This is a genomic window from Nocardioides iriomotensis, assembly GCF_004168035.1.
GTDB lineage: Bacteria > Actinomycetota > Actinomycetes > Propionibacteriales > Nocardioidaceae > Nocardioides_B > Nocardioides_B iriomotensis.
The window spans coordinates 540,569-550,998 of sequence record NZ_SDPU01000020.1; the positions used below are offsets into that span (position 1 = coordinate 540,569).

General features: G+C 72.0%; 9 protein-coding genes. 5 read left to right on the forward strand and 4 right to left on the reverse strand.

Annotated features, from left to right (window positions below):
- Nucleotides 1-480, forward strand: a complete 480-nt coding sequence (locus ETU37_RS09260) for a GNAT family N-acetyltransferase (protein WP_129986914.1) — start codon at nucleotides 1-3, stop codon at nucleotides 478-480.
- A 104-nt stretch (nucleotides 481-584) separates the two neighbouring features.
- On the opposite strand, the gene ETU37_RS09265 is transcribed toward ETU37_RS09260, so the two are convergent.
- The 4 genes from ETU37_RS09265 to ETU37_RS09280 all read right to left on the reverse strand — a co-directional run bounded on the left by ETU37_RS09265 (nucleotide 585) and on the right by ETU37_RS09280 (nucleotide 5,462).
- Entirely contained in the window at nucleotides 585-1,496 is a 912-nt protein-coding gene (locus ETU37_RS09265; protein WP_129986915.1) for a hypothetical protein, read from the reverse strand.
- Nucleotides 1,497-1,592: 96 nt separating this feature from the next.
- Complete coding sequence (locus tag ETU37_RS09270) at nucleotides 1,593-2,813, reverse strand: phospholipase D-like domain-containing protein (protein ID WP_129986916.1); 1,221 nt, start codon at nucleotides 2,811-2,813, stop codon at nucleotides 1,593-1,595.
- Nucleotides 2,814-2,962: 149 nt separating this feature from the next.
- Nucleotides 2,963-4,159 (reverse strand): phospholipase D-like domain-containing protein, encoded by a 1,197-nt coding sequence (locus tag ETU37_RS09275; protein WP_129986917.1) that lies wholly within the window; start codon nucleotides 4,157-4,159, stop codon nucleotides 2,963-2,965.
- Between the two features lie 85 nt (nucleotides 4,160-4,244).
- On the reverse strand, nucleotides 4,245-5,462 hold the full coding sequence (locus tag ETU37_RS09280; RefSeq protein WP_129986918.1) for a CynX/NimT family MFS transporter: 1,218 nt from the start codon (nucleotides 5,460-5,462) through the stop codon (nucleotides 4,245-4,247).
- Between the two features lie 77 nt (nucleotides 5,463-5,539).
- Here ETU37_RS09280 and ETU37_RS09285 point away from each other — a divergent pair, with 77 nt between their 5' ends.
- The 4 genes from ETU37_RS09285 to rpmA all read left to right on the forward strand — a co-directional run bounded on the left by ETU37_RS09285 (nucleotide 5,540) and on the right by rpmA (nucleotide 10,364).
- Nucleotides 5,540-6,289: a TIGR03936 family radical SAM-associated protein gene (locus tag ETU37_RS09285; RefSeq protein WP_129986919.1), complete on the forward strand. Its 750-nt coding sequence runs from the start codon at nucleotides 5,540-5,542 to the stop codon at nucleotides 6,287-6,289.
- Nucleotides 6,290-6,480: 191 nt separating this feature from the next.
- Nucleotides 6,481-9,558 carry an Rne/Rng family ribonuclease gene (locus tag ETU37_RS09290; protein ID WP_129986920.1) on the forward strand — a complete coding sequence of 1,026 codons (3,078 nt, stop codon included), beginning with the start codon at nucleotides 6,481-6,483 and terminating at the stop codon, nucleotides 9,556-9,558.
- Between the two features lie 181 nt (nucleotides 9,559-9,739).
- Nucleotides 9,740-10,048 carry a 50S ribosomal protein L21 gene (gene rplU / locus ETU37_RS09295; RefSeq protein ID WP_129986921.1) on the forward strand — a complete coding sequence of 103 codons (309 nt, stop codon included), beginning with the start codon at nucleotides 9,740-9,742 and terminating at the stop codon, nucleotides 10,046-10,048.
- Nucleotides 10,049-10,106: 58 nt separating this feature from the next.
- A complete protein-coding gene (rpmA, locus tag ETU37_RS09300) occupies nucleotides 10,107-10,364 on the forward strand; it encodes a 50S ribosomal protein L27 (RefSeq protein ID WP_129986922.1) in 258 nt (85 codons plus the stop codon).
- Nucleotides 10,365-10,430: the final 66 nt, after the last annotated feature.

Consider the following 10,430-nt stretch of genomic DNA (forward strand, 5'->3'; position numbering starts at 1 on the left):
GTGCCCGACTCGTCACCGGCGCGCGTGCGCGTCGCCGCCTCGGCCGACCGCGCCGCCGTGGCGGGGCTGAGCCGCGCGTGGGCGGAGGAGAAGGCCGGCCAGGTCATCGACGACCCCGACTTCGACAGCGTCTTCGCCGGCTGGGCCGAGCGGGAGGAGTCCCGCCGGGTCACCTGGCTCGTCGACGTCGACGGTGCGGACGTGGGGATGCTGAACATGCTGGTCTTCGAGCGGATGCCGCGCCCCGGCGACGTCGCCTCCGGCCGGCCGACGCGATGGGGCTACGTGGCGAACGTGTACGTCGACGCCGGCCACCGCGACCGCGGCCTCGGCCGGCTGCTGCTCGACGCCGCGGCGTCGTACGCCGAGCGCGAGCGGTTCGCCCGGATCGTGCTGAGCCCCTCGGAGCGGTCCGTGCCGCTCTACACTCGGGCGGGTTTCGTGCCCGCCACGAGCCTGCTGGTCAAGCCGCTGGGCTGAGGCCTCGTGTGGGCTCGAGCCCGAAGCAAATGGGTCACGAACGACAGGTCTGCCGGCGTGTCGAGTGTCGTTCGTGACCCATTCCGGGTCGGCCGGGCCGACCCTCAGCGCGGCGGCTTGGCGACCCGGGCGAGAAGGCGGGCACGTCCGCGTGTCGTGAACGTCGACTCGGCGAGGAGCCAGTGCCAGCGGGCCACCCGACGAGGGTCGTGCGCGCGGCCGAGCGCCTGGTCGCAGTCGCGGATGATCGCAGTCGCCTCGTGCAGGACTTCGACGGCGGTGTAGCCGCGCCGGGTCCAGCCGGCGTTGGCGAGGCGCCGGTCGCGCGCGAGGTCCTTGCGCTGCTGGGCGGGGGAGCGGTGGTGGACGCCGTCGTACTCGTGCAGCGTCGTGGTGCCCTCGAGCCAGAGGTCACCCCGGGCGACGAACCTGCCGTGGTGGCGCACCTCGTGTTGCGGGACGACCGGCACGTCGGCGGAGACGTGCAGGACGCGGAGGAGCGACTCCCAGGCCGACTCGGACCGGCTGTCGCACCACTGCAACGCCTCCCGCAGCCGCGGCGCCCCGCGGCGGCGGGCGGTTGCGGCCTCCGCGAGCTCCTCGACGGTGGTGTGGCCGTGGTGCAGCGCCGCGTCGACGAGCACGACGAGGTCGAGCAGCCCGATGTCGTGCGCGCAGGCCAGCAGGGTCTCAGGCGGCAACGTGACCGGCAGGCCGGACTCCCGGCCGATGCGGAAGGCTTGCGGCAGCCGGGTCACCCGGAGGCCGGCCCGCCGCGGGCGTGAGCCGGCGTGCGGCACCGCCGCGAAGGTCGGGGTGCCCGCCGGGACCGGCGGCAGCCACCAGCCGTGCAGCCGCGCGGCGGTCAGGTGCGTGAACGCCGCGCGCGGCGGCAGGACGCGCTGCCAGGCCGCCAGCGACGCGTGCAGGTCGTCGAGGTCGACGACGTACAGGCCGTGGCTGAGCCGGGTCCAGCCCTTCGACCGGACCCGTCCTCGGCGCGCGACGTCGTCCACGGCTCCAGGTTGGCCGGGTCCGCCGCCATCGTCAGCCGACGGCGGCGGACCCTGTGCACGACAGGAGCCGGACAGCCCTTGGGGACCGGATGTGGCTCAGAAGCCGTCGAGCGCGAGACCCCGCGTGCGCGTGGCGGTCGACGTCGACGAGTCGTCCGGACGCGTGTCGGCCACCCACTTCGAACGCTGCTGCCAGATGTGGTCGAAGTTCTGCCGGTAGTCCCAGAACGCGCCGCGGCGGGGGATGTGCACGGTGAGCTCGTCGCCGTTCAGCGAGCGGTCGGACCAGTTCTGCGAGCCGGTCCACACGTGCCAGCCGGAGGTGTCCTTGCCGTAGCGGCCGCCCAGAATCATGTACTTCGAGTGCGTGAACATGTCGATCTCGCCGTTGTTGTTGCGATCGTAGTCGGGGCTCTTGATCAGCACCCCGTTGCGCGCCAGGATCTGCACGACCCGGCCGCCGGCGTCGCTCTCGAGCACCTTGATGTTGCAGCCCTTGCGGGACAGGTCGGCGACCTTCTTGGCGAGGTAGACGCCGCGGGTGCCGTTCCAGCCGTACATGTTGACCCGGATGATCGTCTTGCCGCCGCGGCCGGTCGCGCCGGTGGCGCCGTTGCAGCGCACGCGCTTGAGCCGGCTCATCACCGGGTCGTTGTCCTTGGTGTTGTTCACGCGCGGGTAGACGGTGACGTCGAAGTCGCCGACGGGCCGGTTCATGTACGGGCGCTTGACGGGTCGGTCGCGCCTCATCTCGTCGAAGACGCCGCGCAGCACGGCGTGCAGGGACTTTCGGTTCGTGGTCGTGTACAGGTCGTTCCACTGCGTCTTCGCGCCGAAGCCGGTGAGGTTGACCGAGCCGAACATCACGACGTTCTGCGCCGTACCGATGTCGGTGAACAGGAAGAACTTCGAGTGCAGGTTGCCCGTCGTGCCGCGGCAGGAGCGCTGGCAGATGTGCAGGAAGCTCTTGCGGTCGGTGTTCTTGCCGAGTGCCTTCTGCAGCCGCACCGTCTGGCGCGACGTCCAGTTGCCGTTGAGCAGGACCTGCACCTTCACGCCGCGCTTCTTGGCGCGGATGAGGGCGTCGGTGATGTCCTTGCGGTCGTTGGAGTACGCCGCGATGCGGATCGTCGAACCCGGGACGGCGGCGTCGATCGTGCTGGCGATCTTGACCAGCAGCCGGTCCTTCTCGGGGAACGAGCCCCACGGGTTGTTGAAGACGGCGCCGTCTTCGGGCTTGTACGCCGCCGCGCCGGTGGCAGTCGCGCCGACGAGCAGGGCAGCCGCCGCGAGCGCGGCAAGGAGCTTCTTGATCACGAGAGGGTGTCCCCGTTTCCTGGTCCCGAGTGGCCATGCGCGCGGGGCGGAGTCCCCCGTGGTGGTGCGTGCGCGCGGATTGCCCGAACGAGGTTAGGGCATCGGCGATCGGTCGTCGGCCGCGGGTCCACGACCCGGGAGGGCCGGAATCAGCTGGTCTTGTCGTCGCTCGGGTCGAGCCACTTGGTCCAGTTCTTCCAGAGGTAGTCGAAGTTCGCGACGTACGACTTGTGCGTCGCGGCACCCGGGATCCGGATCGTCACCTCGTCGTTGCGGAGGCCGAGGTTGGACCAGTTCTCCGACCCGGTCCAGACCTGGTTGCTCATCTCGCCGCGGAACGAGCCGCTGAGCGTCATGTACTTCTGGTGCGTGAACACCTCGAACGGCGTGTCGTCGAACCCGGTGTCCTTGTTGTGGTCGAGGTCCAGGTCGGCGGTCTTCACGAGCACGCCGCCGGCGATCAGGTTGCGCACCACGCGGCCGCCGGGGGAGGAGAGGATCACGCGCACGTCGCAGCCGGCGCGGTCGAGGTCGGCCATCTTCTTCGCGAGGTACAGGCCGCGGCTGTCCACCCAGCCGTACATCACGACGCGGATCATCGTGTGCCCGTTGATGCCGGTGCCGCCGGACGCGGCACAGCGCACCTCGTCCAGGCGGTGCATCACGGGGTCGTTGGCCTGGTCCATCGACGGCATCGGGAAGAACTCGTTCTCGTAGTCGCCGACCACCTTGTGGACGTACGGCGAGGCGACCCGGCGGTCGCGGACGAGCTGCTCGAACAGCGTCGTGTAGAGCTCGCGCAGCTGCGGCGCCTCGCTGGTCGTGTACAGGTCGTTCCACTGCACGCGGGCGCCGTAGCCGGTGAGGTTGGCCGAGCCGACCATCACGACGTCGGAGGCCTGGCCGGCCTTGGAGAACAGGTAGAACTTCATGTGCTGGTTGCCGAAACCGCCGCGGCACGAGCCCGCGCAGATCGACACGAAGCTGCGCCGGTCGACGTCCTGGCCGAGCACCTTGACCAGACGGCGCGTCGCGCCCGAGGTCCAGTTGTCGTTGAGCACGACCTGCACGTCGACACCGCGCTGGTGCGCGCGGATCAGCGCCTCGGCGACGTCGGGCCGGTCGTTGGAGTAGGCCGCGATCCGGATCTCGCTGCCGCGCGGCGTGCTGTCGATCGTCTTGACGATGTGGGTGAGGATCCGGTCCTTCGACTCGAGCGGACCGCGCGGGTTGTTGAAGATCGCCCCGGGCGCCGGCGTGTAGGCGTTGGCCGCGGTGGGCGCGCCGACGACGAGGGCGAGGGCGCTGAGCAGCGCCACCAGGGCGGACGTGACGGTGCGGTGCATGGGCGTGCCTTCGACGATGAGGACCGGTGCGGGTCGGGGACAGCCTGCAGATTCTGGCACAGGGCGGCCCACGCGCCGGAGCGGCTCACGGGCGGGCGGGCAGCTCGTCCTCGACGTACCGCTGCTTGGACACCATCCAGCCCGTGACGGCCTGGGGCAGGGCCAGGAGCGTGAGCAGCACCAGGGGGACCGTCCAGCCGTCCGTGAGGTCGTGGACGAGGCCGACGGAGAACGGCCCGGCGGTGGCCAGCAGGTAGCCGACGCCCTGGGTGAAGCCCGACAGCGCCGCCGTGCCGCCGCTGGTCCGGGCGCGCAGGCCGATCAGCGTGAGCACGACCGGGAAGACGGCCGTGGCGGTGCCGAGGGCCAGCGCCCAGAGCCACGCACCCCCGACGGGGGCGACCACGAGCCCGAGGTAGCCGACCGGGTAGAGGGCCACCAGGCTGAGGATCACCGGGGCCGGGTTGGCCAGCCGCGCCGTCAGCGTCGGCAGCCACAGCGACAGCGGGATGCTCACCATCGTGATGACCCCGAGCAGCAGGCCCGCGGTGGTCGGCGAGAAGCCGGCGTCGCGGTAGACCTGCGCGAACCAGCCGAACAGCGAGTACGCCTGCATCGACTGGAGCCCGAAGAAGACCGCCATCAGCCAGCCCAGCCTCGTGCGCGCCACCTGGCCGAGCCGCACCTCGACGGCGCCGCGCTCGAGCGCGCTGTCGTGGCGCAGCAGCACCAGCCAGGGCACGGCCGCGACCAGCGCCGTCAGCGCCCACACGCCGAGGCCGTTGCGCCAGCTGCCGGTCGCCTCACTCAGCGGCACGGTCGTCATCGAGGCGAGGGTGAGCCCGACGGCCATCGACGTCGTGTAGATCGACGTCAGGAGGCCGATCCGCTCCGGGAAGTGCAGCTTGACCAGCGACGGCAGCAGCACGTTGGCCGCCGCCATGCCCGCGAGCGCGAGGAGCGAGAGCAGCAGGAACGCCGGTACGTCGTCGGTGCGGGAGCGCAGTCCGAGGCCCACGACCACGAACAGGAGTGAGCCGAGCGTCACCCGGTGCAGGCCGACCCGGGCCGCCACGCCGGGGGTGAGCATGCCGAAGGTGGCGAACGCGAGCACCGGCAGCGTCGTGAGCAGGCCGGCGACGGTCGAGCTCATCCCCAGCTCGTCGGTGACCTCCGCGAGCACCGGGCCCACCGCGACGGCGGCCGGTCGCAGGTTGAACGACACCGCGACGATGCCGACGAGGACGAGCAGTCGCTCCAGCCGGGTGTCCTGGTGCTCCCCCGGTCGTTCCACGGGCGCCATCGTCGCAGCCGCCCCGGACGCCGTACCGGCCGGGACCGGAGGTCGGGACGCGGGCGGTCGCCGCCTACGCTTCTGGCGTGCGCGAACAACCCGAGCAGCAGGCCCCGCCGGTCCAGCGGCTGCGCGTGCGCTACGCGAAGCGCGGCCGGTTGCGGTTCACCAGCCACCGCGACTTCTCGCGGGCGTTCGAGCGGGCGCTCGTGCGGGCGCAGGTGCCGGTCGCGTACTCCTCGGGCTTCAACCCGCACCCGCGCATCTCCTACGCCGGCGCCTCGCCGACCGGCGCAGCCAGCGAGGCGGAGTACCTCGAGATCGGGATGGCCGCCGAGGTCGACCCCGCGGTCCTCGGTACGGCGCTCGACGAGGCGCTGCCGCCGGGCCTGGACGTGCTGGAGGTGGTGGTCTCGCCGGGCGGCTCGCTGGCGGACCGGCTGGAGGCCAGCCACTGGCGGATCACGGTCGACGTACCCGTCGACGAGGCGTCCGCGGCGGTCGCCACGTTCCTGGCCGCAGACGAGGTCTCGGTCGAGCGGATGACCAAGAAGGGGCTGCGGACGTTCGACTGCCGCGCCGCCGTGGTGTCGCTCGCCGTGTCGCCGTCCGAGTCGGCATCCGACGGGGGATCGGGGGAGTGTGCGATACTCGACGTGGTCCTGCGGCACGGAACCCCGTCCGTGAGACCCGACGACATCCTGGCCGGACTGCGTGCGGCAGCCGGGCTCGAGGTGTCAGGGGCTCCGTTGCACGAGCGCCTGGCGCAGGGCCCCCTCGACACGGAGCTCGGCACGGTGGAAGACCCGTTCGCGCCCGACCGCGACACGGCCTGATCGAAGGTGACAGCTTCGGTCGCGCAGGCCGGTGACCGCGGACCGCGTGAGGCGGACGACCTCCGTCGGGCGTCGCCGCCATCGCAAGCTTGCGTCCACCCGACCCGGTCGGGCTCGGGCGACTGACACGCTCCACGTGCGCACGGCCGGTGTCACCGGCCCGGCGTACCCGTCGGAGCCGAGGAGAGCAGATGCTCGACAGCGACACCCCGGCCGAGAACCCGGCCACCCCCGACAGCACTGACACCACCCAGGCTCCGGCCCCGGCGAGCGACACGCCGACCGAGGCCGCCCCCGCCGCCACGACGGCGGCGAAGAAGGCCGCCAAGAAGGCGCCCGCGAAGAAGACCGCCGCCAAGAAGACCGCGGCGAAGCGGACCACCAAGAAGGCGACCGCCCCCGCCGACGCCGCGCCGGACGCCGACCAGCCGACGCTCCCGGTCGAGGGTCCGAGCGAGGCCGCCGCGGACGCGTCTGCGCCGGCCGCGAAGAAGACCGCCAAGAAGGCCGCGGCCAAGAAGACGACCGCGAAGAAGACCGCCGCCAAGAAGACCCCGGCGAAGCGGACCACCAAGAAGGCCGCCGCACCCGACGCCCCCACCGACAGCGACGCCACCGCGGCGGACGCTGCTGAGCCGGCCGAGCAGACCGAGCAGCCAGCGGACGCGGCGCCAACGGCAGCGCCGCTGTTCCAGGCTCCCGACGTGAGCCAGGCCAAGCCGGCCCGCAAGCGCACCACCAAGAAGGCCGCGGCCGCCAAGACCGCCCCGGCCGCGGAGGCTCCCGCGGACGACTCCGCGGCGCAGGCCGACGCTCTCGCCGACGACCAGAAGGCCGACGAGGCCGAGCGGACCGACGAGTCCGACCAGTCCGAGCAGTCCGAGCAGGGGGAGGGCGCTTCCACCCGGCGGCGCCGTCGCCGGGGCGGACGCCGTCGTCGCAAGAGCAACGGCGACCAGTCCTCCGACAACGGGTCCGACGACGACTCCGACGCCGACGACTCCGCCGAGGGCAACAAGACCGACAAGGCCGACAAGGGCGACAAGGCCGACGACAAGGGCGGCACCAGCGACCAGGGCGGCGACGACCAGTCCGGCGAGGGCGGCACGTCGTCGTCCAGCCGCCGCCGGCGGCGCCGCCGCCGGGCCGGCGACGAGGGCGACTCCACCGCCTCCGACGACCCGGAGAACACCGTCACCCGGGTCCGCAAGGCCCGCAGCCCCGAGGACGAGATCACCGCGCTGAGCGGCTCGACCCGCCTCGAGGCCAAGAAGCAGCGCCGCCGTGAGGGCCGCGAGGCCGGCCGCCGCCGCGCCCCGATCGTGAGCGAGGCGGAGTTCCTCGCCCGCCGCGAGTCCGTCGACCGGGTCATGGTGATCCGGCAGCGGGAGGACCTCACCCAGATCGCGGTGCTCGAGGACAAGGTCCTGGTGGAGCACTACGTCGCGCGCGAGTCGCAGACGTCGCTGATCGGCAACGTGTACCTCGGCAAGGTGCAGAACGTGCTGCCCTCCATGGAGGCGGCGTTCATCGACATCGGCAAGGGCCGCAACGCGGTGCTGTACGCCGGCGAGGTCAACTGGGACGCGCTCGGCGCCGGCAACGGCCCCCGCAAGATCGAGCAGGTCCTCAAGTCCGGCCAGAACGTCCTGGTGCAGGTCACCAAGGACCCGGTCGGCCACAAGGGCGCCCGGCTCACCAGCCAGGTCAGCCTGCCCGGCCGTTTCCTCGTCTACGTGCCCGACGGCACCACCAGCGGCATCTCCCGCAAGCTGCCCGACACCGAGCGCAACCGGCTCAAGACGCTCCTGAAGGAGATCGTCCCCGACACCGCCGGAGTCATCGTGCGCACGGCCGCCGAGGGCGCCAGCGAGGAGGAGCTGACCCGCGACGTCGAGCGGCTCACCGCTCGCTGGGACGACATCTCGGCCAAGGTGGCCGAGGGCGGCGAGAAGGGCGGCTCCGCGCAGCTGCTGTACGGCGAGCCCGACCTGACCCTCAAGGTCGTCCGGGACCTGTTCACCGAGGACTTCGGCAAGCTCGTCGTCTCCGGAGACGACGCGTGGGACATGGTCGAGAGCTACGTCGAGCACGTCGCGCCCGACCTGGCCGACCGGCTCGAGAAGTACGACGGCGACGACGCGTTCTCGGCGTACCGCATCGACGAGCAGATCGCGAAGGCCCTCGACCGGAAGGTCTGGCTGCCCTCCGGCGGCTCGCTGATCATCGACCGCACCGAGGCGATGACGGTCGTCGACGTCAACACCGGCAAGTTCACCGGCTCCGGCGGCAACCTCGAGGAGACGGTCACCAAGAACAACCTCGAGGCCGCCGAGGAGATCGTCCGCCAGCTCCGGCTGCGCGACATCGGCGGGATCATCGTCGTCGACTTCATCGACATGGTCCTCGAGAGCAACCGCGACCTCGTGCTGCGCCGGATGGTGGAGTGCCTGGGCCGCGACCGCACCCGCCACCAGGTCGCCGAGGTCACCTCGCTCGGCCTGGTGCAGATGACCCGCAAGCGGATCGGGACCGGCCTGCTGGAGGCGTTCAGCGAGAGCTGCGAGCACTGCCAGGGCCGCGGCCTGATCGTGCACCACGAGCCGGTCGAGCCGAGGAAGAAGGCCGACGACGACAGCAGCGGCGGTGGTACGGCGCGCCGCAGCCGGCGCTCGCGGCGGGGCAAGGGCGACGGCGACGGTGCCGCGCAGCAGGGCCAGGACTCCGGCAGTCAGAGCAACGGCTCGGGCGGCCAGGGCGGCAACGGGTCGAGCGGCAACGGCAAGCACGGCCCGTCTCCCGCGGAGTTCGCGGCGATGGCGGGCAAGCAGGGCGGCGAGAAGCCTGTCGGCGAGGCACCCGAGACGCCCACCGACGACGCGCCCCCGACGCCCGAGACCCCGGACCAGGCGCCGGCCCCCGAGCAGCCCGAGCAGCCCGAGCAGCCGCAGCAGCCCGTTGAGGCAGAGCAGCCCGCACCGGCCGCCGCGGAACCGGAGCCGCAGCCCGAGCCCGAGCCCGAGCAGCCCCCGGCCCCGCCGGCGGCGCCCACGGTCGTGACGTCGTCGCGGCGCCGGGTCGCCCGCCGCCCCGCCGGTCCGCCCAGCACGACCGCGCCGGCGACGGCCGTGGCCGACGCCGGCCCGGCCGCCCAGGACGGTGCCGGCACCCCGGGCGCCGACGCGGAGACCGAGCCAGGGGAGGTCGGCCACCCCGAGCCGGCCGCCGCGCACGTGCCGGTGAAGAAGAAGGGCAGCCGCAAGCGCTGAGCCCGCGGCCGACCCGGGTCTCGACGCCACCGGCTCGTTTTGACCGGGCCGGTGGCCGTCCGTAAACTAGATCCTCGGCGCTTACTGCGTCCTCTTGCGTGCGCCCGGCCCCGCCGGCAGCTGCCTGGCAGGCGAGTACGCAGCCAAGTCTTGTAGTCCGACGAATGAGAGTGAGTCCGCGGTGTACGCGATCGTGCGCAGTGGCGGCCAGCAGCAGAAGGTTGCTGTCGGTGACGTCATCGAGATCGACAAGGTTCCGACCGAGGTCGGTGACTCGGTGACCCTGCCCGTGGTCATGCTCGTCGACGGCGAGAAGGTCACCTCCGGCGCCGACGCGCTCGCCAAGGCGTCCGTCACCGCCGAGGTCCTCGGTGCCACGAAGGGCCCGAAGATCACGATCCTCAAGTACAAGAACAAGACCGGCTACCGCAAGCGCCAGGGCCACCGCCAGAAGTACACCCAGGTCAAGGTCACCGAGATCAACGCCTGAGGCGTTGGGCTCCCACGGCTTTCCCCACTCGTCACACACCGTCTGAAGGACTGAACTCATGGCACACAAGAAGGGCGCGGCCTCGACCAAGAACGGTCGCGACTCCAACGCGCAGCGTCTCGGTGTGAAGCGCTACGGCGGCCAGCTCGTCAACGCCGGCGAGATCATCGTCCGCCAGCGCGGCACCCACTTCCACCCGGGCACCGGCGTCGGCCGGGGCGGCGACGACACCCTGTTCGCGCTGGTCGGCGGCAACGTCGAGTTCGGCACGAAGCGCGGCCGTCGCGTCATCAACATCATCCCGACCGCGGAGTGAGCTCGGCTTCCTAGAGACTCCGCAAGTCTTCCTCGAGGGGCGCCCTGCTGACGTCAGCAGGGCGCC

Excerpts from the sequence above, each read along its gene's own strand:
- ETU37_RS09275 (WP_129986917.1), bottom strand. The coding sequence starts at position 4,159 with ATGCACCGCACCGTCACGTCCGCCCTGGTGGCGCTGCTCAGCGCCCTC.
- ETU37_RS09280 (WP_129986918.1), bottom strand. The coding sequence starts at position 5,462 with ATGGCGCCCGTGGAACGACCGGGGGAGCACCAGGACACCCGGCTGGAG.
- ETU37_RS09290 (WP_129986920.1), top strand. The coding sequence starts at position 6,481 with ATGCTCGACAGCGACACCCCGGCCGAGAACCCGGCCACCCCCGACAGC.
- rpmA (WP_129986922.1), top strand. The coding sequence starts at position 10,107 with ATGGCACACAAGAAGGGCGCGGCCTCGACCAAGAACGGTCGCGACTCC.